Annotated in this window: 26 protein-coding genes and 1 riboswitch; of the genes, 13 read left to right on the top strand and 13 right to left on the bottom strand. The window is 42.1% G+C overall.

Features of this window, described 5'->3' with window-relative positions; all coding sequences use genetic code 11:
- The first annotated feature begins 8 nt into the window (after positions 1-8).
- Genes tviB through OH461_RS13385 form a run of 4 tightly spaced genes read left to right on the top strand, consistent with a single transcriptional unit; the run spans position 9 to position 4,463 of the window.
- Positions 9-1,289 carry a Vi polysaccharide biosynthesis UDP-N-acetylglucosamine C-6 dehydrogenase TviB gene (tviB, locus tag OH461_RS13400; protein WP_270021109.1) on the top strand — a complete coding sequence of 427 codons (1,281 nt, stop codon included), beginning with the start codon at positions 9-11 and terminating at the stop codon, positions 1,287-1,289.
- Entirely contained in the window at positions 1,289-2,356 is a 1,068-nt protein-coding gene (locus OH461_RS13395) for a glycosyltransferase family 9 protein (protein WP_270021108.1), read from the top strand. The genes tviB and OH461_RS13395 overlap by 1 nt, the downstream gene beginning before the upstream one ends.
- The gene (locus OH461_RS13390; RefSeq protein WP_270021107.1) at positions 2,353-3,387 is read left to right on the top strand and encodes an NAD-dependent epimerase/dehydratase family protein; all 1,035 of its coding nucleotides are present in this window, start codon (positions 2,353-2,355) and stop codon (positions 3,385-3,387) included. Before OH461_RS13395 ends, OH461_RS13390 begins: the two co-directional genes overlap by 4 nt.
- Positions 3,384-4,463, top strand: a complete 1,080-nt coding sequence (locus OH461_RS13385) for a glycosyltransferase family 4 protein (RefSeq protein WP_270021106.1) — start codon at positions 3,384-3,386, stop codon at positions 4,461-4,463. The genes OH461_RS13390 and OH461_RS13385 overlap by 4 nt, the downstream gene beginning before the upstream one ends.
- Before the next feature lie 43 nt (positions 4,464-4,506).
- Here the strand turns inward: OH461_RS13385 and OH461_RS13380 are convergent, their stop codons facing one another.
- The 3 genes from OH461_RS13380 to OH461_RS13370 are packed head-to-tail and all read right to left on the bottom strand — an operon-like array spanning position 4,507 to position 7,378.
- Positions 4,507-5,067, bottom strand: a complete 561-nt coding sequence (locus tag OH461_RS13380) for an acyltransferase (RefSeq protein WP_270021105.1) — start codon at positions 5,065-5,067, stop codon at positions 4,507-4,509.
- Entirely contained in the window at positions 5,064-6,086 is a 1,023-nt protein-coding gene (locus OH461_RS13375) for a glycosyltransferase family 9 protein (protein ID WP_270021104.1), read from the bottom strand. The genes OH461_RS13380 and OH461_RS13375 overlap by 4 nt, the downstream gene beginning before the upstream one ends.
- Complete coding sequence (locus OH461_RS13370; RefSeq protein WP_270021103.1) at positions 6,086-7,378, bottom strand: O-antigen ligase family protein; 1,293 nt, start codon at positions 7,376-7,378, stop codon at positions 6,086-6,088. The genes OH461_RS13375 and OH461_RS13370 overlap by 1 nt, the downstream gene beginning before the upstream one ends.
- A gap of 18 nt (positions 7,379-7,396) precedes the next feature.
- Between OH461_RS13370 and waaA the strand changes: the two genes are divergently transcribed.
- Genes waaA through coaD form a run of 3 tightly spaced genes read left to right on the top strand, consistent with a single transcriptional unit; the run spans position 7,397 to position 9,907 of the window.
- On the top strand, positions 7,397-8,656 hold the full coding sequence (waaA, locus tag OH461_RS13365) for a lipid IV(A) 3-deoxy-D-manno-octulosonic acid transferase (RefSeq protein ID WP_270021102.1): 1,260 nt from the start codon (positions 7,397-7,399) through the stop codon (positions 8,654-8,656).
- Between the two features lie 3 nt (positions 8,657-8,659).
- Complete coding sequence (locus tag OH461_RS13360; RefSeq protein ID WP_270021101.1) at positions 8,660-9,424, top strand: glycosyltransferase family 2 protein; 765 nt, start codon at positions 8,660-8,662, stop codon at positions 9,422-9,424.
- 3 nt (positions 9,425-9,427) lie between these two features.
- A complete protein-coding gene (gene coaD, locus OH461_RS13355) occupies positions 9,428-9,907 on the top strand; it encodes a pantetheine-phosphate adenylyltransferase (RefSeq protein ID WP_270021100.1) in 480 nt (159 codons plus the stop codon).
- Between the two features lie 78 nt (positions 9,908-9,985).
- On the opposite strand, the gene OH461_RS13350 is transcribed toward coaD, so the two are convergent.
- The 7 genes from OH461_RS13350 to OH461_RS13320 all read right to left on the bottom strand — a co-directional run bounded on the left by OH461_RS13350 (position 9,986) and on the right by OH461_RS13320 (position 15,686).
- Positions 9,986-10,990: an NAD-dependent epimerase gene (locus OH461_RS13350; RefSeq protein WP_270021099.1), complete on the bottom strand. Its 1,005-nt coding sequence runs from the start codon at positions 10,988-10,990 to the stop codon at positions 9,986-9,988.
- A 103-nt stretch (positions 10,991-11,093) separates the two neighbouring features.
- Positions 11,094-11,900, bottom strand: a complete 807-nt coding sequence (mutM, locus tag OH461_RS13345; RefSeq protein ID WP_270021098.1) for a bifunctional DNA-formamidopyrimidine glycosylase/DNA-(apurinic or apyrimidinic site) lyase — start codon at positions 11,898-11,900, stop codon at positions 11,094-11,096.
- A 1-nt stretch (position 11,901) separates the two neighbouring features.
- Positions 11,902-12,393, bottom strand: coding sequence for a hypothetical protein (locus OH461_RS13340; RefSeq protein WP_270021097.1), 492 nt, complete (start codon positions 12,391-12,393; stop codon positions 11,902-11,904).
- Between the two features lie 123 nt (positions 12,394-12,516).
- On the bottom strand, positions 12,517-12,687 hold the full coding sequence (gene rpmG / locus OH461_RS13335) for a 50S ribosomal protein L33 (protein WP_260260108.1): 171 nt from the start codon (positions 12,685-12,687) through the stop codon (positions 12,517-12,519).
- A 13-nt stretch (positions 12,688-12,700) separates the two neighbouring features.
- Positions 12,701-12,937 (bottom strand): 50S ribosomal protein L28, encoded by a 237-nt coding sequence (gene rpmB / locus OH461_RS13330; protein ID WP_004728407.1) that lies wholly within the window; start codon positions 12,935-12,937, stop codon positions 12,701-12,703.
- Between the two features lie 277 nt (positions 12,938-13,214).
- Positions 13,215-13,889, bottom strand: a complete 675-nt coding sequence (gene radC / locus OH461_RS13325) for a RadC family protein (protein WP_270021096.1) — start codon at positions 13,887-13,889, stop codon at positions 13,215-13,217.
- A gap of 117 nt (positions 13,890-14,006) precedes the next feature.
- Positions 14,007-15,686 (bottom strand): methyl-accepting chemotaxis protein, encoded by a 1,680-nt coding sequence (locus OH461_RS13320; protein WP_270021095.1) that lies wholly within the window; start codon positions 15,684-15,686, stop codon positions 14,007-14,009.
- Positions 15,687-15,939: 253 nt separating this feature from the next.
- Between OH461_RS13320 and coaBC the strand changes: the two genes are divergently transcribed.
- Together coaBC and slmA are read left to right on the top strand one after the other, a co-directional pair.
- Positions 15,940-17,139, top strand: coding sequence for a bifunctional phosphopantothenoylcysteine decarboxylase/phosphopantothenate--cysteine ligase CoaBC (coaBC, locus tag OH461_RS13315; RefSeq protein ID WP_270021094.1), 1,200 nt, complete (start codon positions 15,940-15,942; stop codon positions 17,137-17,139).
- Positions 17,140-17,227: 88 nt separating this feature from the next.
- The gene (gene slmA / locus OH461_RS13310) at positions 17,228-17,818 is read left to right on the top strand and encodes a nucleoid occlusion factor SlmA (protein ID WP_270021093.1); all 591 of its coding nucleotides are present in this window, start codon (positions 17,228-17,230) and stop codon (positions 17,816-17,818) included.
- A 116-nt stretch (positions 17,819-17,934) separates the two neighbouring features.
- Here the strand turns inward: slmA and pyrE are convergent, their stop codons facing one another.
- On the bottom strand, positions 17,935-18,576 hold the full coding sequence (gene pyrE / locus OH461_RS13305) for an orotate phosphoribosyltransferase (RefSeq protein WP_270021092.1): 642 nt from the start codon (positions 18,574-18,576) through the stop codon (positions 17,935-17,937).
- 162 nt (positions 18,577-18,738) lie between these two features.
- Positions 18,739-19,455: a ribonuclease PH gene (rph, locus tag OH461_RS13300; protein WP_270021091.1), complete on the bottom strand. Its 717-nt coding sequence runs from the start codon at positions 19,453-19,455 to the stop codon at positions 18,739-18,741.
- 172 nt (positions 19,456-19,627) lie between these two features.
- Between rph and OH461_RS13295 the strand changes: the two genes are divergently transcribed.
- A complete protein-coding gene (locus OH461_RS13295) occupies positions 19,628-20,494 on the top strand; it encodes a YicC/YloC family endoribonuclease (protein WP_270021090.1) in 867 nt (288 codons plus the stop codon).
- A 404-nt stretch (positions 20,495-20,898) separates the two neighbouring features.
- On the top strand, positions 20,899-22,158 hold the full coding sequence (locus tag OH461_RS13290) for a hypothetical protein (protein WP_270021089.1): 1,260 nt from the start codon (positions 20,899-20,901) through the stop codon (positions 22,156-22,158).
- 354 nt (positions 22,159-22,512) lie between these two features.
- On the opposite strand, the gene OH461_RS13285 is transcribed toward OH461_RS13290, so the two are convergent.
- Positions 22,513-23,883 (bottom strand): NCS2 family permease, encoded by a 1,371-nt coding sequence (locus OH461_RS13285; protein WP_270021088.1) that lies wholly within the window; start codon positions 23,881-23,883, stop codon positions 22,513-22,515.
- Positions 23,884-23,947: 64 nt separating this feature from the next.
- Positions 23,948-24,047, bottom strand: a riboswitch (purine riboswitch).
- Between the two features lie 308 nt (positions 24,048-24,355).
- On the opposite strand from OH461_RS13285, the gene gmk reads away from it, so the two are divergent.
- Positions 24,356-24,979, top strand: coding sequence for a guanylate kinase (gmk, locus tag OH461_RS13280; protein WP_270021087.1), 624 nt, complete (start codon positions 24,356-24,358; stop codon positions 24,977-24,979).
- A gap of 118 nt (positions 24,980-25,097) precedes the next feature.
- Entirely contained in the window at positions 25,098-25,370 is a 273-nt protein-coding gene (rpoZ, locus tag OH461_RS13275; protein ID WP_260260118.1) for a DNA-directed RNA polymerase subunit omega, read from the top strand.
- The last annotated feature ends 36 nt before the right edge of the window (positions 25,371-25,406 follow it).

Below are 25,406 nucleotides of genomic sequence, written 5' to 3'. Positions count from 1 at the left end.
ACGAAAATATGTTTCAAATACCTTCAGAATTAAATATAGCCGTTATTGGCTTGGGTTATGTGGGCCTGCCACTTGCAGCAGAGTTCGGTAAAAACCAAAAAGTACTAGGCTTCGATATCAATATCCCTCGAATTGAGGAACTGAAAGAAAACTATGACTCTACATTAGAATGCTCTAAAGAAGAACTAGAAGCAGCCATAAATTTAACATTTACGGCTAACTCCGAAGAACTTAATTCTGCAAACTTTTTCATCGTAACGGTTCCAACACCTATCGATGACAACAAACGCCCTGATCTTTCCCCACTCATTTCAGCATCTAACATGCTGGGTAAAGTACTAAAAGAAGGTGATATTGTTGTCTACGAGTCAACCGTTTACCCAGGAGCGACAGAAGAAGTCTGTATTCCAATTCTAGAAAAAGTTTCAGGACTAACATTCAACAAAGACTTTTACGCAGGCTACAGCCCTGAGCGTATTAATCCTGGCGACAAAGAGCATCGAGTAGCAAACATTGCTAAAGTAACCTCTGGCTCTACACCAGAAGTCGCTGACTATGTCGATAGTGTATATGCCACAATAATCACAGCTGGAACATTTAAAGCTAGCTCAATCAAGGTAGCAGAAGCTGCAAAAGTTATTGAAAACACTCAACGTGATGTAAACATTGCGTTAATCAACGAACTTGCACTGATTTTTGAGAAACTAGACATTGACACTTCGGAGGTACTAAAAGCCGCCGGGACTAAGTGGAACTTTTTACCATTTCGTCCAGGATTAGTTGGTGGACACTGTATTGGTGTTGACCCATATTACTTAACGCACAAAGCACAAGAAATCGGCTACAACCCTGAAATAATTTTGGCTGGGCGCCGTATTAATGACCAGATGGGAAGCCACATTGCAAAGCAAACTATTAAGTTAATGCTTCAACGTAAAATCAATGCCGCGGAAGCAAATGTATTAGTACTTGGTTTCACATTCAAAGAAAACTGTCCAGATATACGCAATACAAAAGTTATCGATGTGATACAAGAGTTTATTGATACTGGAATCAATGTAGATATTGTAGACCCATGGGCTACGCCAGAAGATGCAATGGAAGAGTATGGTATCGCCTTAAAAAATAATTATACGGATAAGAAGTATGATGCCATCATTTTAACTGTGGGACACAATGAATTCAAATCGCTAAGTGTGGAGCAAATACAATCTCTTATGAACGATAATTGTGTCATTTTCGATGTTAAAGGAGCCCTACCAGAAGAGGTGGTAACCAAAAAACTATAATGAAGAAGTTGATAAATAAAATCCTTTATTTTTTTATCACTAAATACTGCGCTTATAATAAGCGCAGTATTTGCTACGACAACAACAAAAAAATAAATAACATCCTAATTTTTAGTAATACTGCGTTAGGCGATTTTCTCTTCAACACTCCAACTATACGCTCTATTCGAAATAAACATCCTGATGCCAAAATTATTTTGGTTGGCAATCCGAAAAATAGCGATTTTATCAAAGATTACCCACATATAAATAAGACTATCTATTGGCGTAACAAGTACAGAAATTTTATCAGTACTTGCACAAAGATCAGAAAAGAGAAAGTTGACATTGCGGTACTACTGCATAGCCACTCACCTCAAGACATCTTCTTAGCCTGGCTTTCTAACTGTCAGTATATCATCAAAGACCGAGCAAACCATGAAGACCTCAGTTTGCTTCATGGCTATAGTCTTCAAAGTGAAAAGCACTGCATACAAAGAAGGCTAGATTTAGCCCATAAGTACTTAGGCGCTAGTCCTACTGAAATCCAAATGGATATTCCATTCAAAACTGAAGCATCAAACGTATTGTTTGGTTCAAACAAGTATAATGTCGCCTTTCAGTTAGGAGCATCAAAAGAGTTTAAGACTTGGCCAGTCGAACTGTTTGTTCAACTAGCAACAGACTTAAGTAAAAAAATACCTAATATTCATTTTTACCTAACAGGAAGCCCGAACGAGTTGGGATTAAGTGACTCATTTTTATCCAAGTACTCTGGAATAAATGTCACTAAAGTTACAGGAAGCCTATCTTTAAGGCAGTTACCAGATTTTATTCAATCGTGTGACTTACTTGTAACTAATGACACAGGGCCCCTTCATATTGCAATAGCGACGAAAACTCCAACTGTAAGTATGTATGGCATGACCAAACCCAATTTAACGGGTCCATATCAAGATAAACATCTACATTCTGTTGTGGTATCAAAAGAACCTGGTGATGAAAACAGCATCAGGAAAATTACCGCAGAGCAAGTGCTTGCAGAATGCTTAAAACAATTTGATACCTACAAAGCGAATCAATTATGAACATTGAAAAACTGAATTTCTCGGAAGTATCCCAGCACCTAAAATCAAACCCACGAACTTGGATGCTAACTGGCTGTGCTGGTTTTATCGGCTCCAATCTACTTGAGTATCTACTTAGCCACGATCAAAAGGTCATTGGTTTAGACAATTTTGCAACAGGACATCAACACAACTTAGATGATGTTCAATCTATAGTTTCTCCAAGTCAGTGGCAAAACTTCGAGTTCATTAAAGGTGATATTCGTGAACCAAATGACTATGCCCACATGCTAGAAAAAGTAGACTACGTACTACATCAAGCTGCACTAGGCTCTGTACCTAGATCTATTAATGATCCCGTGACATCAAACAATGTAAACATTGATGGCTTCCTAAACGTTCTAAATGCAGCTAAAGATGCAAAAGTCAAAAACTTTGTCTACGCCGCTTCTAGCTCCACTTATGGGGATCATCCCGCGCTTCCAAAACTAGAAGAAAATATTGGGAAACCACTATCCCCCTACGCTGTAACAAAGTACGTAAATGAGCTCTATGCTGATGTTTTTTCCAGAACTTACGATTTTAATAGCATTGGGCTGCGCTATTTTAACGTCTTTGGTCCACGCCAAGACCCGAATGGCGCATATGCAGCTGTAATACCCAAATGGGCCGCTGCGATCATTGAAAATGATACGATCTATGTCAACGGTGACGGGGAAACAAGTCGAGATTTTTGCTTCATAAAAAACGTTATTGAAGCCAATATCCGTTGTGCTCTTTCAACACCGGATAGCGCAAAAGTCTATAATGTCGCAGTTGGTGATCGCACTAGTCTCAATACTCTTATTGATATTATGATAAGCGAAGCAAATCAATGTGGTACCACTTACTCTAAAGATCCGGTTCATCGAGATTTTAGGGCTGGAGATGTTAGGCATTCACAAGCTTCAATCGAAAAAATCACAAACGATGTTGGATATAAGGCAAGTTATAGCATCCGACAAGGGCTTGCTATTGCAATGAAATGGTATATTGAAAAGGCTAGAAAATGAGAATCTTACACACGGAATCCTCTTGTGGTTGGGGAGGACAAGAAATACGTATCTTAACCGAGTCACAAGGTCTTATTGAACTTGGCCATAGCGTAGAAATATTATGTGCTGAGAACTCAAAAATTTACGAGGAAGCTTTAAAACGGAAAATACCTGCTTTTAAAACGAACATAAACAAGAAAAGCTTGGCCGCTTACCAAGCCATGTCCAACCACCTTAGAACAAATGAATATGATGTTATCAATACACATAGTTCCACAGACAGCTGGTTGGTATCTCTGTTCTATGCGTTTAAACGCAACCGACCTAGAATCGTCCGCACACGCCACTTATCGACAAAAGTACACAATAACTTAGCTTCAAAATGGCTATATCAAAAAGGTAGTGACTTTATTGTAACGACAGGCGAAAAAGTAAAAGAGCAACTTCATAAAGAAAATGGCGTTTCTCTAAATAAAATGCAATCGGTTGTCACTGGTATCGACGATTCTTTGTTTTATCCTTATAATGATAAAACTAGTACAAAAGAATCATTAGGCATTCCAGAAAACAAATTTATTATAGGAATTGTTGCCACTATCAGGAGTTGGAAAGGACATTTCTTTTTGCTTGAGGCTCTAGCCAAAATTAACAACCCTAACCTACACCTTATTGTTGTAGGAGATGGTCCAAACCGACAGCTTACTGAAGACAAGGTAGAGCAATTAAATTTGACCAACTCAGTTTCATTCGTAGGTAACCAAGACAATGTTCCAGATTGGCTAAATTGCATGGATTTATTTGTATTGCCATCTTATGGAAATGAAGGCGTCCCTCAAGGCCTAATGCAAGCGATGCTTTGTAAAGTACCTGTTATTTCGACCCCAGTTGGTAGTGTTGAAGAAATTGTTATTCACCAGAAAACTGGATTGATAGTACCAACTAAGCAAAGCGACATCTTAAAGCAAGCTATTGAGAGTTTAGTATCCAATCAACGACTGCGCTGTGAATATAAAGAAAACGCATTTAAGCTAGCTAAAGAAAAGTGTACTAAATCTGTTATGTGTCAGAATATGCTAACTATATTTAGTAAATAACATAAATGTAGATATCACCTAGAGTTTCCACTTTCTTTGATATCTACTTTCTATACTTTTTGATTTTTGCCGGAGCCCCAGCTACGACAGCGTTATTAGGGATATCTTTAGTTACGACGGAACCAGCAGCAACAACAACGCCGTCGCCAACGGTCACTCCTGCTAATACGACGCTATTTGCGCCCAACCAGCAACCTTTACCTATAGTGACTTCCTTCGCAATGCTTCCTTGTTCTTTTATAGGACGAGTCACATCGTCAAAATTATGGTTATAGGCAACAATCTTAACTCCTGGACCAATAAGAGTATCTTCTTTTATGGTTACTGGTGCATGCCCATAAATCGCTGTACCATCATTTATTTCGACACCGTCTGCAATCTGAATATGAGATAGTGAACGCTCGGAATAAAGAATAACATTTCGGTTCAGGTGAACTCTGTCTCCGATCGTAATTTTTCCTCTCGAAGCAATAAGGTGACACCCATCTAGTATCTTTGAGCGTGCCCCCAGAGAAATATTTCCAGTATTTTTGAGTTTTACTGTAGGCCAAATTCGTGACTTGTTTTTTAGACGCGCTTTTAACTTAAATAAAAACTTGTTCATTTGTACTCACACTCCATGCTACCTCTCGAAAGTTTCAAATCAGAGGCTTCATACTCCAAGTCCAAAAATCCGTCTACAAATAGGTCATTAAAACACTTAGGGTCATCGCAGCTCTTTCGTAAACAATAAATATTCTGCAACGCTTTATTGTGTATAACCTGAATCTTACTAAAATCTTGGTCAACTACTGATTCGGGTAAACTCCCACCAAACAACGCGATTACTGGTTTATTTATAGCCATAGCGAGATGTAGGGGCCCACTGTCAACGCAGACCATCAGACCGGAGCTTATAGTTAGTTGAGAAAAAGCTTCTGAAGATTGTTCTGTCTTATAAAACTTAAAGAAATCACATGACGCTATCTTATACGCTTCAGTGCTGGCCGCTATCGTTATTGACTCAGGGTTGAACTTCTTTCTCAGCTCGTCTACGACCAAAAATAAAGATTTAGGGTTAACGGTTCTCTTTGTTTCTGATGACTCCGGACAAATTAGTATTCTGGAATAACCTTTATTAGAAAGGACTAAAGAGTTTATTTTCTGTCTACTAAACTCTAAACCAAGATACCTCTTCGCTTTTAAATAGTAATTCTCTAAAAAGTCATACTCTCCCTGCCCAGTAAATGACTTAAAAAAACTGAATTTTTTTGCAAAAGAAATATAGTACTCGCTTTCTTCACTCCAGGAATATGGATTGAAACCTATATCAAAATTATTTCTTTTCAACCAATAAGTCTTATATATCAGATCAATAGGATTACGTTTACTAATTGTTATTGTGTTTGCTTTTGGGAGTACAGTCTTAACGTAGGGCCTAAAGTGTGAGGTTGTCACGATGGTCGGTGTGAGATGTGTATGCTTATCAAGATACTTTCTGATTGTAGCAAGACCTATCAAGCTATCACCAAAACGTCCAAAGAGTGAAAATACTACTGTTTTCGCATTTTCCGCATCACTACTTTTAATGAAATGATCTTCTACCTGACCAAAAGTTCTGCCTCGCATTATCCACTTATGCATTAGCATCGCTCTCCTTTCGCCGTTCTAACCCTACCTACCATGCCTGCCATAAAGAAGAGCGTAAACATAGATTGCTCGAACATATGATCTCTTACTGTAGAATCAAGAATCGAACGCATAAAGATATCGGCTAGTAATAATATAAGAGCATATTTAAAGAATGAACTATTTGCCATTATGGCGGTTCTTCCTAGTGCGACAAACAGGAGAATATATAAAGTCAACCCGACAAAACCTAGCGATAATAGAACATCCATTACACCGCTGTGGCTGTGGCCGCTACCTTGTCCATAGTATTGTTGAAACGCTTGGCCCATTGGACTTTTCGATAACCCAAGCCCCATTGGGTACTCAATAGCCATCTTGCTACTTTCTTTTAGCCAAGCGATTCGTAGATAGTTAGAAGCATTAACCGGTTGTCCGTTTTCTAAACGAGGGTAATCCTTACCATCTAACCACGCTGTGTAAGTTTCCGTATGGAGAGATAAAGGCACACTTTCTGCGAATGTTTTCCAACGAACATCATCTTTCGCCCAATCACCAATTGCGGCAATACTAATAAAAACTATAGCAAGTAAAAGCGCTTTTTGTTTTATGGTTATTTCCTTAAACAAAACCATAGACATCAACACGAACAAAAATACCAGCGTTATCATCCCATTTCGCATATTTTGAGTGATTTCTAAAACCAACAGTACCATCAAAAGGAAAATAAGAACGGCGTTATTAACTTTTAAAAAGCTTCGTTTTTTGAATCTCAATATCACTTCAGCCAGTAAGAAGCACCAAGCAAAATGGTTGATATAATTAAGCTTATCGACGTTTTCTAACATGCCATAATAACGTGTTACTAAAACCCCTCTATCGATATAATTTATTGCAATTTCATATAAGCCAGATGAAGCAATTAGAGCGATAGGGACTAAAAAAATGATCGCAATTACACGAAAGGATGTAGGAAGGAAAATAGCAGCTAAAGCACCAAGGACACCCGCAGCAAATGCCCGACCGGTTAACGAACTAATGTTACTAACAGCAACTTCCGATTCAATAGCGAACAGATAGGAATGCAAGACACTCCAAATGAAAAATAGAGTGAGAGGAACCAATCCTTTAAAATCGAGCTTATTGGTAGATTTGGTATACGCAATAAAAAACGCAAAAAGCAAACCAAATAGTAAAGTATTTCTAATACCTATCGTTCCGCCAATTGGCCAAACAAAGTACAATACTCCCAGAAAAAAAATCGCTAAACTGTAAAGTACAGTTTCTCTGCGTAAATCAAACAACATTAAAAACCTAATTTAACTATGAGAGTAATTTATACTTTTCTTCTAATCATCATTCAGCCTCTTGTCTTAGCAAAACTACTGTACAGAAGCCTTCGTAATCGCTCATATAAAAATCGTATTCTAGAGCGCTATGGTTTTTATCAATTCAATCAGCAAGGTGGAATCTGGCTCCATTCAGTATCGGTCGGAGAAACGATTGCTGCAGTCCCTCTAATCCGAGAGCTACAAAACAAATATCCGCATAAAGCGATTACCATTACTACCATGACACCAACGGGCTCAGCTCAAGTCACCAAAATTTTCGGTGACACAGTTCAGCACTGCTACCTACCTTACGACTTACCTTGCGCGATGCAACGCACAATAAAGCGATTAAAACCTGAACTGGTGATTATAATGGAAACCGAACTCTGGCCCAATATGATTCACCAATTAAAACAAAAGGAAATTCCAACTTTACTCGCCAACGCACGTTTGTCTGCTCGCTCAGCTAAAGGCTATGGTAAAGTCAGTAAGCTCGTCAAACCAATGCTGGGTGAAATGACAGCAATTGCCGCGCAATACCAAGCGGATGGTCAGCGCTTCCTTGACCTTGGCTTACCAGAAAATAAGCTGCATGTGACTGGTAGCGTAAAATTCGATATTGAAGTAACAGAAGCGATCACCACACAAGTAACTGCACTTAAAACGCAGTTAGGTGACCCAAGACCAACTTGGATCGCGGCAAGCACCCACCAAGGTGAAGATGAAATCATTCTTGAAGCGCATAAAGAAATCCTAAAGCAGTATCCAAATGCTTTATTGATTCTTGTGCCTCGCCACCCTGAGCGGTTCAACAAAGTATCGAACCTGATAACTAATCAACAGTTGACCTCGCAGAACAAAAGTGAACTACAATCTCTTTCAGCAGAAACTCAAGTACTCTTAGGCGATACTATGGGGGAAATGATGAGTATGTTTGGCGTGTCCAATGCTGCATTTATTGGGGGTAGTTTAATCGAACGCGGTGGTCATAACCCGTTAGAGCCTGCAGCATTCGGCTTACCTCTCACAATGGGCCCTCATGTGTTCAACTTCGCTTCCGTGTGCGACATGCTAAGTGATAACCAAGCTCTGGCAACCGTAGAAAACTCTCAACAACTTACTGAGCAGATTCTAACTTGGTTCAATGACCCAACTCTTGCTCAACAAGATGGTGAAAAGGCCTTAAATGTATTGAAGCTGAATCAAGGCGCACTAAAAAGACACTTAGATATTATTGATGAGTTGTTAAACTAAATTATGAACACATTATCCATTGTCCTAATTGCAAAAAATTCACAAGAGACCATTACTCAGGCTATTGAATCAGCAGCATGGGCTGATGAAGTCATCCTTCTCGACAGTGGCAGTGATGATGACACCGTCTCGATAGCCCAAAGTTTAGGCGCCAAGTGCTTTACTCATAAAGATTGGCAAGGCTATGGTAAGCAGCGTCAAATCGCCCAATCTTACGCCAGTTGCGATTATGTATTCATGCTAGATACCGATGAGAAAATTACGCCAGAGCTCAAGCAAAGCCTTCAGAAAGTCTTGCAAGAACCACCTAAAGCTAACATTGCGTATCAATGCCCTCGCCGCAATTGGTTTATTGGCCGCTATATGATGAACTGCGGTTGGTATCCAGATAAAGTGATTCGCCTCTACCTAAGAGAAGAGCGTCAATACAATGATAATTTAGTGCATGAAGCGCTTGATACTACTAATGCGGCTATAGAAGATCTTAACGGAGACTTATTACACCGCACTGCGCCGGATTACATTGATTTTCAGTATAAACAACTTAAGTACGCTGATAGCTGGGCAAAACAGCGGTTTGAAAGTGGCAAACGATGCTCTTTATTTAGTGCATTCAGTCATGCAACAGCTGCTTTTCTAAAGAGTTACATACTGAGGAAAGGCTTTTTAGATGGCAGCCATGGCTTGCTTCTTTCACGAGTGATCACTCAATATACATTTAATAAATACGCTGCGCTTTGGGCGCTCGGACAATCAGAAAAGAGTTAATACATGCAGCACGTTCTATACCCAGGTACTTTTGATCCTGTAACCAACGGTCATTTAGATATCATTCATCGCGCAGCTAAAATGTTTGATAACTTAACGGTTGCCGTTGCTGCGAGCCCAAGCAAAAACACCATGTTTAGTCTTGATGAGCGCGTAGACATTCTTCGAGAAACATTAGCAGACTTACCCAATGTTAAAGTGGAAGGCTTCTCTGGATTACTGGTTGATTTTGCGAAACAGCAACAAGCAAACTTGCTAGTGAGAGGTCTACGCACCACTATGGACTTCGAATACGAGTTTGGTTTAACCAGCATGTACCGCAAACTGCTACCCAACCTAGAAAGTGTATTCCTTACACCTGGTGAAGAGTTCGCGTTTTTATCATCGACTATCGTACGCGAAGTTGCTATTCACGGCGGTGACATCTCTCAGTTTGTACCTCAAGCAGTCGCCGATCGCATTCACAAGAAACTCGCACAGTAACTCTAGCGAGTGAATTCATACGAAAAAGGCGAGCTATCATGCTCGCCTTTGTTGTATTAAACTGCGGTTTAGTTAGTGCTAGATGTTGTAGTAACTCTTATACCAATCAACAAAGGCTTTTACGCCTTCACGCACTTTCACTGCTGGTTTGTAACCCGTCGCTTTGAATAAATCTTCCGTATCCGCATAAGTCGCGTACACATCGCCCGGCTGCATTGGCATAAAGTTTTTCTTCGCTTCAATACCTAATGCTTCTTCGAGTGATTCAATAAATTCCATTAGTTTGACCGGGCTACCGTGGCCAATGTTGTACACCTTGTAAGGTGCGGAACTGGTCGCCGGAGAGCCTGACTCAACGGTCCAATCACTGTTTTTCTCAGGGATGACATCCTGAATACGAAGAATACCTTCCACAATATCATCGATATAAGTGAAATCACGACGCATATCGCCGTTGTTATACACGTCAATCGTCTCACCTTTCACAATGGCATTGGTAAATTTAAACAGTGCCATATCTGGACGGCCCCACGGTCCATAAACAGTAAAGAAACGCAGGCCTGTTGTTGGCACACCATAAAGATGAGAATAAGTATGAGCCATCAGCTCATTAGATTTTTTGGTTGCTGCGTAAAGAGAGATTGGATGGTCAACAGAATCAGCCGTGTCAAACGGCATCTTTTGGTTTAGGCCATAAACCGAACTTGAAGAGGCATACACGAGATGTTCAATCTTATGATGACGACAACCTTCAAGGATAGTTAGGTGGCCAACTAAATTACTGTCAGCATAGGCCATTGGGTTATCGATTGAATAACGCACACCCGCTTGAGCAGCTAAGTGAATCACGCGATCAAACTTCTGCTCAGCAAACAGATTCGCGATACCATCTCGATCCGCCAGATCTAACTCAATAAAAGTGAAATTGTCGTGCTCAACTCGCTTTAGACGATCATGCTTTAGCGATACTTGGTAGTAATCATTTAAGTTATCAATACCCACCACTTGGTGGCCTGCTTCGCATAAACGCTCGGATACTGCAGAGCCAATAAAACCAGCAGCACCTGTCACTAAATATTTCATGTCAGATTCTCTTAAAATTCGTTTGTTGCATTGTATGTGATTGCCTAAGGCTTAAGCTAATGCTTTTCTCTAATATATCAGAACAATCCAAAGCACTATGTTTTCATTTTTGGCACTGGGAGCAGAAAAAGGTATTGCGCTGGCCAATTTTGAGCTCTTCAATAAGCTCTCCGCATACTGGGCAAGGCTGATCGGCTTTGCCGTATACTTGTAATTCTTGAGCAAAATAGCCCGGTTTACCATCCGCCTGCGCAAAATCTTTCAATGTGGTACCACCTTGCTTTATTGCGATAGCGAGCACTTGCTTAATTTCATGCACCAAACGTTGCCAATCTCTCGAGCTTAAACTCCCTGCGCTGCGGGTTGGGTGGATGCGTGAACTAAAAAGCGACTCGTTGGCGTAGATGTTCCCCACTCCTACAACCACCTTGTTATCCATAATGAACTGCTTTACCGCAATGCGTTTGTTGAGTGCTTTAGTCTCAATATATTCAGCATTAAATACTTCAGTTAAAGGCTCAGGGCCCATATTACCTAATACTTTATGCTCACCATCTTCAGACCATAGCCATGCACCAAATCGTCGCGGGTCGTTATAGCGTAAGACTTTTCCATTGCTCAGCTTGAGGTCCACATGATCGTGCTTTTGCGGAGCAATATTGGCATCCAATACTCTCAATGAACCTGACATCCCCAAATGTATGATTGCGCAGCCAATATCGGTTTCGATAAGTAAGTATTTCGCTCGGCGTGAAATATTACGTATCACCTGGCCTTCAAGTTGCTTAAGCTCTTGTGGAATATCCCAACGCAGTTTCGGTGTACGAAAAGTCAACTGAGCAATAGTTTGCCCAACTAGGTGAGGGGTGATTCCCATCCGGCTCACTTCTACCTCAGGTAATTCAGGCATACTATTGCTCCTCCTGCGAGTTGAGAAGCAAATACTCAGCCTCAACCGTGACGGCAATCCAACGATCTTGCCAATTTTTTAATAACCAATATTGCGGCATTTGATAAACGGTGATCCTTTGCGGTTCTTCCTGATCGACATACCAAACTTCGAGACTATTTGGATTCCGTAACCTAGGTTTAATCGCAGCATAGGTCTCTTCATCGACCTCTGTGCCTTCAAGTTCTTGCCAACGCTGAGCGAATTCTTCAGGTTCAACACCAAACTGCACACTCAACTGCCAAGTACCATTGATGTTTTCGAGAGACCACTGATTGGAATGAAGAGCTTGTAACTCTAGACTAGGATTGAGTAGTGTAGGAAATTGAGCATCTACTGGTTGCTCAATTAAATAGGATTTGATGATCGTAGGTAGATTGAGTAAGGCCATAAAGGCAACAATACCCAAGATAATAATGTTATTCCAACGACGACGTCTTGAGCGAGTTCGCATGGTAAATACCTAAATTCAAACGATGTCTTTGGAGTATAAGTAAGTTTTAGATAATAAAAAACCCAGCTCGAAAGCTGGGTTTTCTAATTCAGACTTCTGTTAAGAAGCGAGAAACAAAATCAATTACTTGATTTTAGCTTCTTTGTACATAACGTGCTTGCGAACTACAGGATCAAATTTTTTGATCTCGAATTTGCCAGGCATGTTACGCTTGTTCTTATCAGTAGTGTAGAAGTGACCAGTATCAGCAGATGATACTAGACGAATTTTCTCACGTACGCCTTTCTTTGCCATTGTCTATTTCCTCTTAAACGTTTTCGCCGCGTGCACGGATATCAACAAGAACAGCATCGATGCCCTTCTTATCAATGATACGCATACCTTTTGCAGTAAGGCGTAGTTTAACAAAACGTTTTTCGCTCTCTACCCAGAAACGATGAGTTTGTAGGTTCGGCAGAAAACGACGCTTAGTAGCATTTCGTGCGTGTGAACGGTTGTTACCCGTTACTGGACGCTTACCAGTTACTTGGCATACTCGTGACATGAATGTCTTCTCCAAAATCGTTTCAGCTCGATATCAACCTTGGTGGCCGAACCTCTTCTATTTCTAAACAGAAGGATAGAGGTTAAGAGCCGTTATAGAAAATCTATACAAGGCTATCAAAGGTCGCGCATTATACTAACTTGACTAGCATTGCTCAAGACCCGAACAGATCCTTTTTACAGGTTTTCGTGATCTTTTTTTAAGCAGAGCTGAATTTAGTCTAAAAAATGTCGGGGGATTGTAGCAGATTTCGATTAACTCACAACAAAAATGTGATTCAAATCCATCCGCGTTCGGCAAAAGAGACCACTTCGCCGTCTCCAACCACAAAATGGTCCAGAATTCGAATGTCCACCAGCGCAAGCGCATCAACTAAACGGCGCGTAATTCTGCGATCGCATTGACTAGGCTCTGCCACACCCGAAGGATGGTTATGAGCTAAGATTAAAGCCGCGCTATTGTGCTCTAAGGCTCTTTTCACCACTTCTCTGGGGTAAACTGAGGCTGCATCAATTGTCCCCTCAAACATCACCTCACTAGCAATTACACGATGCTGATTGTCGAGAAACAGCACATAGAAAGCCTCTCTTGGCCTGTCTCTTAATAAACTCGATAAATACAGCTTGGTTTGTTGTGGGCTAGTAAGCGCATCACCACGATGCAAAGTTTCAGCTAGATAGCGCTGGGTCATCTCTACAATCGCCTGCAACTGAACATATTTAGCTTCGCCTAATCCTTTATATTGGCAAAACTCTTGCTGACTCATGGCAAACAGTTTTCTCAGCGACCCCAATTCACGTAGAAGGTAGTCAGACAGCTCGAGTACGTTCATCCCTTGCGTACCGGTACGAAGAAAAATAGCCAACAGCTCAGCATCCGTTAATGAATTGGCTCCCTGATTCATCAACTTCTCTCTTGGCATGGATTGAGTGGGAATAGTTTTAATCGCCATCGTAGCTATCCTATTAGCTTGCAGAGACTAACAACAAGACAAAATAAAAAGCGGAAGTCGATACTGACCTCCGCTTTCTTAGCTTCATATAAAACTTAACTGTAACTACGCTGCGAGTTAAAGTTTAAAATTTCCGACTAAATTACGCATTTCTGCACCAGAGGTGGTCAGCTTCGAACTAACAGAATCGGACTGCTGCAGCGTCTGATTGATTTCATTTACGATTTGCTGAATCTCAACCAAATTTTGATTGATGTCTTCAGCAACTACACTCTGCTCTTCGGCAGCCGAAGCCGTTTGAATCCCCATATCACGAATGGTAGAAACCGACTGTTGAATTGAAACCAGCGAATTTTGCACCTGAGCAGACTCCTGCGCGGTTTGCTGGCCACGCTCTTGACTGGTTGCCATCGTCGTTACTGCACGCGCTACGCCATCTCGTAGCTGCTTGAGCATATCGCCAATTTCAAGCGTAGAGTTTTGTGTGCGGCTAGCAAGATTACGCACTTCATCTGCCACAACCGCAAAACCTCGTCCTTGATCACCCGCGCGGGCGGCTTCTATGGCCGCATTTAACGCCAGCAAGTTAGTTTGCTCAGCAATTTCACCAATTACTTCCAGTACTTTGGTTATTTGCTCCGTCTGCAAACTTAAATCCGCCACAGCCTCAGAGGTGGTGTTGACCTCATACACTAACTGCTCAATGCCTGCTATCGCTAGATTCACATCATTTTGCGCATCACTGATTTGATCATTGGCATCATCAATGGCCTGCGCAGTTGCGTTGGTGTTACTTGCCACTTCTTTTGCCGTCATGCTCATTTCTGTCACTGCTGTCACCACTTTATCGGTTTCCAAACAGTGTCGCTGCATTTGCCCGCTAGCTTGACTGGTTTGCTGATCCAAACTTTGCACAGCAGACTCCACCACTTCCGCCGTACCTCGAATTTCTTTGATTAACGGATGCAGCTTATCCATGAAATGGTTGAACGCCTGCGCGACTTCTCCCACTTCATCTTGGCTCTCCACTTTTAGTCGTGCAGTCAGATCGCCATCCCCTTCCGCAACATCTTTGAGTGACTCTGCAATATGCTGCAATGGCTTTATCCCACGGGCAATAATCACGCTCAGTAAAATACTTGTCAGCAGTACACCAATAAAGGAGACACCTATGGCGGAAAGTGTATGGCTATTAAGCTCGCTTTCACGCTTTGCTCGTGTTGCGGTCACTTGAGCATCAACATCGTCAATATAAATGCCAGTGCCTAGCACCCAATCCCACTTTTCAAGATATTCTGCGTAGCCAAGTTTTGGCGCTTGAGCATCTATGGTTGGCTTGTGCCATGAGAAATAGAGAAAGCCATCGCCAGATTTAGAGGCATCAATCAAGCCCGCTATCACTGCCACACCATTTTCATCTTTCATTCCGTAAAGATTTTTTCCCTCCAGTTGAGGCTTAATGGCATGCAGCGTGTTAACCCCTTGACTATCGTAAGCAAAGAAATAACCATCACTCTCAAAGCGCATCGCTTTAAGTATCTCTTTCGCTTGCTGTTTGTTACTACCATTAATGTCAGAGTCATAGAGTGGCTTAACGGCCGTCGCCCCCATCATTAAGTGCGCTTTCAGCTCACTCTTTTTGGTTTCTATTAACTCGTTACGATAATCAACCAGTTCATCCTCTAAACTGCGTAACCCATTAAAATAATAAAGCGCCGTAATCAAAGTGCTGATCGCCACCAAAGGAATTAAGGTCACCAATAACAACTTACTACGACTTTTGAGAGATATTCCCATAAACTCACCTGCATTATTGCTTTCAATATCGGTACATAAAAATGCAAGGCGTTGAAATAACAAAACTTGCACACCTTTATGCATATAATGCTTTGGTATGAAATTATATCTGTGAACTTGGCGGTGATTTTTCGTTCAACAGCATAACTATTCGTTGCTTGTTTGATATAGATTCACATACGTCAAAACAACGGCACGTATTCCGCCAATTCATTGTGGTAATATCAGCCACAGAAATTGGGAGAAACAGATAATGCAGACACTCGCAGGCAAAAAAATTCTACTTGGTATTAGTGGCGGTATCGCGGCTTACAAATGTGCAGACTTAACAAGGCGCTTAATAGAGCGCGGCGCACAAGTACAAGTAGTGATGACCCATGCCGCTAAAGAATTCATTACACCATTAACCATGCAAGCGGTATCGGGCCGCCCTGTATCTGACAGCTTACTCGATCCTGCCGCTGAAGCGTCCATGGGCCATATTGAGCTAGCTAAGTGGGCCGATTTAGTTTTGCTTGCTCCGGCGACAGCCGATCTTATCGCTCGCATGGCAGCAGGAATGGGCAATGACTTACTTACAACTTTAGTGCTAGCGACTGACGCTCCCATTGCAGTTTCTCCGGCAATGAATCAGCAAATGTACCTAAATCAGGCCACGCAAGAGAACATCGCAACACTCTCACGCCGCGGCATGCACATTTGGGGCCCTGCCGCAGGCGAACAAGCCTGTGGTGATGTTGGCCCGGGCCGAATGCTTGAGCCAATGCAGTTGGTGGCACATTGCGAAGAGTTCTGGGGTGATAAACCTTTACTCGGTAAGTCAGTCTTAATCAGTGCTGGCCCGACACGAGAAGCTATTGACCCTGTACGCTACATCAGTAATCACAGCTCAGGGAAGATGGGCTTTGCCCTCGCCAAAGCAGCGCAACAACTTGGCGCAAACGTCACTTTAGTGAGCGGTCCGGTAAGTCTAGCAACGCCGAGCAACGTCTCTCGTATTGATGTTGAAAGCGCAACTCAAATGCACCAAGCGGTATTAGAGAAAGCAATTAACCATAACGTATTCATCAGCTGCGCTGCGGTTGCTGATTATCGCCCTGAAACGGTAGCAGAGAACAAGCTGAAAAAGACTGATGACAACGACCATATGACGGTCAAAATGGTCAAAAACCCTGATATCGTTGCGTCTGTGGCTGCATTAACTAAAAATCGTCCGTTGACTGTCGGCTTTGCCGCAGAGACACAAAACGTTAAGCAATATGCGCTAGGCAAGCTAGAACGCAAGAATCTCGATCTCATCTGTGCGAATGATGTCTCTGTAGAAGGGCAAGGCTTCAATAGTAACGACAACGCCATTACCGTATACTCAAAAGATGGTGAGCAATCACTAACCCTTGCACCAAAACAACAAATTGCAAAACAAATTATTCAGATTATTGCCGACAAGTTGTAATCAATATTTATGAGCTAATCGCTGCCGTGTATTACCTTCACGGCAGCCAGCATTTCTTTGCTAAAAGTGGTAACAAAAGGAATCGTTCATGGCTGGAACAAGAAAAACAAATCGCCGAGAAGAAATCTTACAAGCCCTAGCGCAAATGCTAGAGTCTAACGACGGTGCTTCACGCATCACTACTGCCAAACTGGCAAAACAGGTGGGTGTATCAGAAGCGGCGCTTTATCGTCATTTCCCAAGTAAAGCACGTATGTTTGAAGGGCTGATCGAGTTTATTGAAGAATCATTGATGTCACGCATCAACCGCATTCTTGATGAAGAAAAAGATACGTTAACTCGCCTCCGCTTAGTGCTACAACTCATTCTCGCATTCTCAGAACGTAACCCGGGGCTAACGCGTATTCTTTCTGGCCATGCGTTAATGTTTGAAAACGAACGTCTACGTGAACGTATCAATCAATTATTCGAGCGCATTGAAACCTCAATCCGCCAGATCTTACGTGAGCGTAAACTGCGTGAAGGCAAATCTTTCCCAGTTGATGAGAACATTCTTTCTGCTCAGTTGTTGGGTCAGGTAGAAGGCAGTTTAAATCGCTTTGTTCGTTCTGATTTTAAATATCAGCCAACGGCAAACTTTGAACAATATTGGGAACTGCTCAGCGCGCAAATTCAATAACAGCAACGAATGCAGAATAGGGAATGTTCACATTCAACAAGCGAAAAACAAAACCCCGCTTAAGCAAGCGGGGTTTTCATATCAAACCGAGTATTTTCAATCGCTAGGCGTTGAACTTAGATGCCGTACTGAGCGCGGTACGCTTTCACAGCTTCTAAATGCTCTGTTGAATTACCTTTCTCTTCTAGGTAAGTCACAAGGTCGCCAAGGCTTACAATTGAAATCACAGCGCAGCCAAAGTCACGTTCAACTTCTTGAATCGCAGATAGCTCACCTTTGCCTTTTTCTTGGCGATCAATAGCAACCAACACACCCGCAAGGTCAGCACCATTGGCTTTGATGATTTCCATCGATTCGCGGATTGCTGTACCTGCCGTAATCACATCATCCACCAACATAATGCGGCCTTCTAGTGCGCTACCGACTAGGTTGCCACCTTCACCGTGGTCTTTGGCTTCTTTGCGGTTAAAACAGTAAGGCGTGTCAATGTCATGATGGTCAGCCAACGCAACCGCTGTAGTCGTTGCAATTGGAATGCCTTTGTATGCAGGGCCAAATAGCACGTCAAACTCAATGCCAGAATCTGCCAAAGCTGCAGCATAGAAACGACCCAAACGCGCTAGGTCACGGCCTGTATTGAAAAGACCAGCGTTAAAGAAATACGGGCTCTTACGGCCAGACTTTAAAGTAAACTCACCAAACTTTAGAACTTCTTTCTCAAGTGCAAACTCAATAAACTCACGCTGGTATGCTTTCATTACTCTCTCTCTAAATTAGCTTCTAGTTCCCAATCATGGTTCCTAGAAAAATGACATAAACTCTCGAATATTTCCCTAGATAGACAACCTTTCACTAACAACGCAGTGAAACCCATCTATAAAGAAAATAAAAAAATAGCCCCCAATTGGGAGCTATCAAAATCAACTTTCTAATGCCGCTTTCTGCGCCGCGACAATTTCTGCAATGCCTTTATTTGCCGACTCAAGCAGCTTCAGCAATTCTGCATGGCTAAACGGTTCGCCTTCTGCAGTGCCTTGCACCTCAATCATTCGGCCATCTTCTGTCATGACAACGTTCATGTCGGTGTCTGCTGCGGAGTCTTCTACATACTCAAGGTCACACAGCACATCTTCACCTAGAATACCCACTGACACTGCCGCTACATGGCCTTTCATTGGGTTGCTCTTAAGCTTGCCGTTATCGATGAGATGTTGGAATGCATCCGCCATCGCTACACTCGCACCAGAAATAGAGGCAGTACGCGTACCGCCATCGGCTTGGATTACGTCACAGTCAACCGTAATCATAAACTCACCCATCGCTTTTAAATCCACGACAGCACGCAGACTACGAGCGATCAGGCGTTGAATTTCCATCGTACGGCCGCCTTGCTTACCACTTGCCGCTTCACGACGAGTACGCGAATGGGTTGCACGTGGCAGCATGCCGTATTCAGCCGTCACCCAGCCTTTGCCCTGACCTTTAAGCCAGCGAGGCACATTCTCTTCTACTGTTGCGTTACACAACACCTTGGTATTACCGAACTCAACCAATACAGAACCTTCAGCATATGCTGTGTATTGACGAGTAATTTTGATTGGGCGAACTTGATCCGCCTTGCGATCGTTTGGACGCATGGGCACATACCTTATATAGAAGGGGAGACGTTTTTGGTTGGAGCAGGATTATAGCGGAAAACTCCATCAGTAGCGAGTCGTGTATTTGATCTCAACGGCTGAAAAATCAAAGCTGAACTATGCTACTATCTGCGGGTTAATTTTCAGCAAAGTTAAAAGACAGGAAAATTCGATGATTTATAGTATGACGGCATACGCTCGTAAAGAGATCAAAGCTGATTGGGGCACTGCCGTATGGGAAATTCGCAGCGTTAACCAACGTTACTTAGAAACTTACTTCCGCATGCCAGAGCAATTCCGTGGCTTAGAACCAGTGCTACGCGAGCGTTTTCGCAAGCGTCTAGCACGCGGCAAAGTAGAATGTAACTTACGCTTTGAAGCCAACCCTGCTGCTCAAGGTGACCTTTCAATAAATGAAACCTTAGCAAACCAAGTAATCAATGCCGCTAAACAAGTCATGACGTTAACTGGCGACGAAAATCGCATTAACCCATTCCAAATCATGCAATGGCCTGGTGTGATGGAAACACCAGAACAAGATATGGATGCAATCAACAAAGACCTTCTGGCAGGTTTTGATGCAGCGCTAAGCGAATTCATCGAAGCGCGTGGCCGCGAAGGCGACAACATGAAAGCGCTGATTGAGCAGCGCCTAACAGCGATTACTGAAGAAGTGGTAAAAGTACGCGCTCGTATGCCAGAAATCTTAACGTGGCAACGCGAACGTCTACTAGGTAAGTTTGAAGAAGCGAAAATCGAACTAGATGCTTCACGTGTTGAACAAGAGCTTATCTTACTTGCACAGAAATCAGATGTAGCCGAAGAGTTAGACCGTCTAGACTCTCACGTGAAAGAAGCAACCAACATCCTGAAAAAAGGTGGCGCTGTTGGTCGTCGTCTCGATTTCATGATGCAAGAGTTCAACCGTGAGTCGAACACTCTAGCGTCTAAATCTATCAGCACCGACATCACCGCTTCTGGCGTCGAGCTAAAAGTGCTTATCGAGCAGATGCGCGAACAAATTCAGAACATTGAATGATGTTTCACCCTGTTTCAGGGAAACTCTCCATCAACTCTAAACCCATGTCTAACATGGGTTTTTTATTGCTTGTTATTTATACTTATTCCACTTTGTTTCATCTAGAATCGTGAACATTGATGGCACAATCCAACACTATCAGATTGATATCATAGTCCTTTTTATTTCGAGCACGCTCCCGCATTTTACTCAAACGTTCAGAAAAGAAATGGAAGCGAAGGACTGCTATAACGGTGTTCCTTAGCAATAATCATCAAGACCCATCCGGAGATAGACTATTAAATAATGCGTGAGAAACACGCATTAAACTCTTGAGTTGAATTCATAGCTGAATTAGTGACGAGTGTAGTGTAAATTATGGTTTTCGCACAGGAAATTAAATTTGATTAATTAGGGATATAAGTATGAAACCGAATCGAATAAAAGCTTTATCTACGGTTCCTCTTATCGCAGGAGTTATGTTTTTACTACGCTCAGTAAGTGGTTTCTTTTCATTCTTCAATCGGTTTACAGAGGAAGATTTGGAAATAAAATCGGAAGTTGAAATAACAACACATGATCAACTTGGTAGCGTTGTTGATAAACGAAGAGAAACTAGATACGGAACAGGTCTTCCTGGATTTCTGGCTTTGGCATTCATAGTATTTAGTTTCTTTTTTGGCGGTAAAGTAATAGATATCTCACAATTTATTATATTTGAAACTCCTTATCTAATGCTATCACCAATATTTATTGCTGGGTTTATTGCATCTTTATATAAAAAGGACCTCCAAAGTGCTGATACAGGTCTTTCTTTTGGCGTCAAAGGATACTCTTGGCATTATGTAGTTGGTTTTATTTTATCTTTCCCATTAACTTACTGCCTATGGGTTTTAGATGCGTTTGAAATTGACCCAATTAACGCCTTTACAATTGGTATTTTAGCGTTACCGCTAACATTCTTTGTTTTTGTATCATTCGTAGCACCTCTATCCCTTTGTATAACTGCTATCTTTACCCATTTAAGAATTAAAAAACTAAGAGCCTTATACAGCCCCGTTCTACCGGTTTTTATTCTTTCAGCATACATATTACACACAGGTCACACATCAAAGTTAAACGAACTTGGAGTTGGTAATCTAATAGAGCAAGTTAGGCTTTTTGATTATAGAAATAGCAGACCTTCTTCAATTCCTTTGTGGTCTGAAGAATACAACAGTTATTACGCTGAGCGCGCACTATTTGATGGTACTGGTAATAATTATTCAAAAGCTTTAAAAAATGTCTATGTGGATATAAAAAATAAGTTCATTAAAAAACAGGAATACTTTGAAGTCCTTAATGTTTATAGTGGATATTTAAGTTATGAAATGTTTAAGGAATTCCAATCAACAAATGAATATAAGGTATTCAAAAACCAAACGGCTCTTCCGGAAAACCGTGGCTCTCTTTTTCTTGATATCACTCCTTACACCAATTATTACAGTAGTAGAAGAGTAAAACTTTATTTCGGTAAAGATGGCAAAAGACACAGCATATCATACAAACCCGGCATGCTTTTACCTTCTGGTTACTATAAAATAGTGGCTACTCAGAATGGATATAGAGACACCCGTGAACAAGTATACGTTAAGAACCAGGAAACAATTATTCAGAGTATTCACCTCAGTGAAAGCAGACGGTAACCTTCCTATCTTTCACATTTTTTGAGTGCTTGCAGAGTGAAAGAATTGCTGATATCACACGATCACAGATGTTTTGTGGTTACTTTGGTTACTTAACGAAAGGGGATTGCTAGCGAGCAATCCTCTTGGTGAATCTTTGGTTACTAGGATCACTATCATAGTTTCTTTAAGCTAGTATTTAAGTGGCGTGCGTTCATTGGCATGGCTGATTCTTTAGGGCAACTTAATAATCAACACCAATACGTTCTGGAAGCAGCATGTTCTCGTGAGCAGCCCACATTGAATAATCGCTATTCGGTCATAAAAAATCCCGCTTGAAGCGGGATTTTTTGTATCGAGCAAACCTTAATCTCTTTATAGCAAAACTAAATAGGTCATAAAGATTGCAGACAGCGCGTATATCACTGGGTGTACTTCTTTACCCTTGCCTGCAACAACCATAGAGAAGCTGTAGCTAATAAAGCCCATTGCCATACCGTTCGCTGGCGAGAAACTCAGTACCGTGAACATAATGGTGAAGAAGGCTGCAATGCGAGACTCTTTTTGCTCCCACTGAATCTGACCAAGACGGCCAATCATGTAGATACCAACCACCACCATCGCAGGGGCAACCATTGCCGCAGAGAAGATTGAGAACAGTGGATACAAGAATAGAGAAACAAGGAATAGACCCGCAACCACTACCGCTGCCAAGCCTGTCTTCGCGCCTTGTGAAGAAGCAATGCCCGACTCAGAGAAAGCAGTAATAGAAGTGGTACCTAATACAGAGCCAATCACTGTACCGCCCGCATCAGCAACTAGGGCAGAACGCGCGTTTGGCACTTTGCCATCTTTATCAATGATGCCCGCATCACGACCAACACCGACAATCGTGCTTAAACCATCAAAGAAATCGACGATTAAGAAGATGACAACAATAAACAGTAAGTCAAACATCTTATCAGCCGTAATACCTGATAAATCAAACACGGCACCAAAGCTGCCAGCCATGCTTGGCGGCGCTGAAATAAACTGGTCTGGAATCGGCGCATTGTTTGTGCCCAAGAACATATCCGCTAGGACAGTCAGCACAATCGCAGAAACAAAAGAGATGAACGTCGCCAGCTTAATATCACGAACCATACAGCCAAGCGCAACAAAGATACTGATGTAAGCAATAATCACCTTCGGATCAGCAATGTTACCCATACTGACCAAAATAATTGGGTTAGAAACGATGATGCCCGCGTTCTTCAAACCCAAAAAGGCGATAAACAAACCGAGTGAAACAGTAATCGCTAATTTCAAATCTTCCGGAATCGACTCGATCATCGCTTTACGAATGTTGGTCATTGAGAGAATCAGATACAGCACACCAGAAAGGAAGATACCAAAAAGTGCTTCGTGCCATACTAAAGCCACCGAGCCACTTAGCAGCATGCCTTTAAAGAAGCCGTTCATGCTCATGCCCGGAGCAAGCATCACTGGGTAATTACCCCAAATCCCCATAATCAGCGTCGCAATCGCCGCAGAAATCGCCGTCGCGGTAAACACGGCGCCCTTGTCCATGCCCGGAATGCCACCCAAGATTGCTGGGTTAACGGCCAAAATGTAAGTCATGGCTAGGAAGGTAATAAAGCCAGCATACAATTCAGTACTGACGGTGGTTTTTCGTTCTGAGATCTTAAAGACCGACTCTAGAACGCCAGAAGATTTCTGAGCTTTAAGGGTTGATTCGAGACTCACAATGTAACCTTTACAACTTGATAGGTGGTTGACGGATACACGTGCAGACAGACAAAGAGAAAGGCTCTTAGCAAGAAGTTACTGTAGTCATCAAGATAGGCTTGATGGTAGAAACGACTAGACCATAACTCTAGACATATACAGCACGTAAACGTTTGCGCGGATTGTATAGATCTAGAGTAAAACTTCAACGATTTTCGCTCTCACCCAGTAAAATAAACCTAACTGCACCGAAAAAGCGCCATCTTCAGTTTAATCACATATTCAGCCAGTTACTTATTGCGTATGAAAGCGCCTTACCCGCACGCTCTCATATCGTTTTACTTGTTTAGATCCTTAAGATCGTGATACTCTTCCGCTCCATTTTTCTGACCTAAAAATCACCATTTCGTGTTACTTCTTGGTCAGTGCTATCTTTAAACGGTCGACTCTTCATCTCGGCAACCATCCAACCAAATGTGGAATTGTACATATGGGCAAAGGTACTCTTTATATTGTTTCTGCACCAAGCGGCGCAGGAAAATCTAGTCTGATCTCAGCGATGTTGGAAAAGAACCCAACTTACGCAATGAAGGTATCTGTATCGCACACTACGCGTGGCATGCGCCCAGGTGAGCAAGATGGTGTGCATTACCACTTTGTGCAAAAAGAGCATTTTGAAGAGTTAATTGAGAAAGGTGAATTCCTAGAGTATGCCGAAGTATTCGGTAACTACTACGGCACCTCTCGCGTTTGGATTGAGCAGATGCTTGAAAAAGGCATTGATGTCTTCCTTGATATCGATTGGCAAGGTGCGCGTCAGATCCGCGAACAAATGCCACTAGCCCAAAGCATCTTCATTCTGCCACCGTCAAACGGTGAGCTAGAACGCCGTCTAACCGCTCGTGGTCAAGATAGCGAAACTGTTATTGCTAAACGCATGGCAGAAGCGAAATCAGAAATTTCTCACTATAACGAGTATGACTACGTTATCGTGAACGATGACTTCGATACTGCATTGATGGACTTTAAAGCCATCATTCGTGCAGAAAGATTGAAGCAAGACAAGCAAACTGCTAAATATAAAGGCATGCTTGATGCTCTTTTGGCGGAATAAGGTCTAACCTGAATTTCACCATTACACCGATGAGTGCAGTTCGCCGCTAGTATATAGTGGCCGAAGCCTGTATAATTTCTCGTCATTCAAAATTTTAGTTAACTAATTTGGAGTCCTCATGGCACGCGTAACTGTTCAAGACGCTGTTGAAAAAGTTGGCAACCGTTTCGACCTAGTACTGATTGCGGCTCGCCGCGCACGTCAAATGCAATCTGGCGGTAAAGATTCACTTGTGCCAGAAGAGAACGATAAACCAACGGTTATCGCTCTACGCGAAATCGAAGAAGGTTTGATCACTAAAGAGATCCTTGATGCACGTGAGCGTCAAGAGCAACAAGAGCAAGAAGCAGCAGAGCTAGCAGCAGTAAGCAGCATCGCTCACACTCGCTAATCTGATCTTCTCCACAACAATCTTTTTCGGGCCTAA

This window comes from Vibrio sp. LaRot3 (assembly GCF_027587025.1).
In the GTDB taxonomy this organism is placed as follows: domain Bacteria; phylum Pseudomonadota; class Gammaproteobacteria; order Enterobacterales; family Vibrionaceae; genus Vibrio.
Note: the sequence above shows the minus strand (reverse complement) of the source record. Positions and strands in the feature narration are given on the sequence as shown.

Coding starts and splice junctions, on each gene's coding strand:
- OH461_RS13340 (WP_270021097.1), bottom strand. CDS start 12,393: ATGCGAACTCGCTCAAGACGTCGTCGTTGGAATAACATTATTATCTTG.
- OH461_RS13350 (WP_270021099.1), bottom strand. CDS start 10,990: ATGAAATATTTAGTGACAGGTGCTGCTGGTTTTATTGGCTCTGCAGTA.
- radC (WP_270021096.1), bottom strand. CDS start 13,889: ATGGCGATTAAAACTATTCCCACTCAATCCATGCCAAGAGAGAAGTTG.
- OH461_RS13290 (WP_270021089.1), top strand. CDS start 20,899: ATGAAACCGAATCGAATAAAAGCTTTATCTACGGTTCCTCTTATCGCA.
- rph (WP_270021091.1), bottom strand. CDS start 19,455: ATGCGTCCAAACGATCGCAAGGCGGATCAAGTTCGCCCAATCAAAATT.
- pyrE (WP_270021092.1), bottom strand. CDS start 18,576: ATGAAAGCATACCAGCGTGAGTTTATTGAGTTTGCACTTGAGAAAGAA.
- mutM (WP_270021098.1), bottom strand. CDS start 11,900: ATGCCTGAATTACCTGAGGTAGAAGTGAGCCGGATGGGAATCACCCCT.
- OH461_RS13370 (WP_270021103.1), bottom strand. CDS start 7,378: ATGTTGTTTGATTTACGCAGAGAAACTGTACTTTACAGTTTAGCGATT.
- tviB (WP_270021109.1), top strand. CDS start 9: ATGTTTCAAATACCTTCAGAATTAAATATAGCCGTTATTGGCTTGGGT.
- OH461_RS13395 (WP_270021108.1), top strand. CDS start 1,289: ATGAAGAAGTTGATAAATAAAATCCTTTATTTTTTTATCACTAAATAC.
- rpmG (WP_260260108.1), bottom strand. CDS start 12,687: ATGGCAAAGAAAGGCGTACGTGAGAAAATTCGTCTAGTATCATCTGCT.
- waaA (WP_270021102.1), top strand. CDS start 7,397: ATGAGAGTAATTTATACTTTTCTTCTAATCATCATTCAGCCTCTTGTC.
- OH461_RS13380 (WP_270021105.1), bottom strand. CDS start 5,067: ATGAACAAGTTTTTATTTAAGTTAAAAGCGCGTCTAAAAAACAAGTCA.
- OH461_RS13390 (WP_270021107.1), top strand. CDS start 2,353: ATGAACATTGAAAAACTGAATTTCTCGGAAGTATCCCAGCACCTAAAA.
- OH461_RS13385 (WP_270021106.1), top strand. CDS start 3,384: ATGAGAATCTTACACACGGAATCCTCTTGTGGTTGGGGAGGACAAGAA.
- OH461_RS13375 (WP_270021104.1), bottom strand. CDS start 6,086: ATGCATAAGTGGATAATGCGAGGCAGAACTTTTGGTCAGGTAGAAGAT.
- slmA (WP_270021093.1), top strand. CDS start 17,228: ATGGCTGGAACAAGAAAAACAAATCGCCGAGAAGAAATCTTACAAGCC.
- coaD (WP_270021100.1), top strand. CDS start 9,428: ATGCAGCACGTTCTATACCCAGGTACTTTTGATCCTGTAACCAACGGT.
- rpoZ (WP_260260118.1), top strand. CDS start 25,098: ATGGCACGCGTAACTGTTCAAGACGCTGTTGAAAAAGTTGGCAACCGT.
- OH461_RS13320 (WP_270021095.1), bottom strand. CDS start 15,686: ATGGGAATATCTCTCAAAAGTCGTAGTAAGTTGTTATTGGTGACCTTA.
- OH461_RS13360 (WP_270021101.1), top strand. CDS start 8,660: ATGAACACATTATCCATTGTCCTAATTGCAAAAAATTCACAAGAGACC.
- gmk (WP_270021087.1), top strand. CDS start 24,356: ATGGGCAAAGGTACTCTTTATATTGTTTCTGCACCAAGCGGCGCAGGA.
- coaBC (WP_270021094.1), top strand. CDS start 15,940: ATGCAGACACTCGCAGGCAAAAAAATTCTACTTGGTATTAGTGGCGGT.
- OH461_RS13295 (WP_270021090.1), top strand. CDS start 19,628: ATGATTTATAGTATGACGGCATACGCTCGTAAAGAGATCAAAGCTGAT.
- rpmB (WP_004728407.1), bottom strand. CDS start 12,937: ATGTCACGAGTATGCCAAGTAACTGGTAAGCGTCCAGTAACGGGTAAC.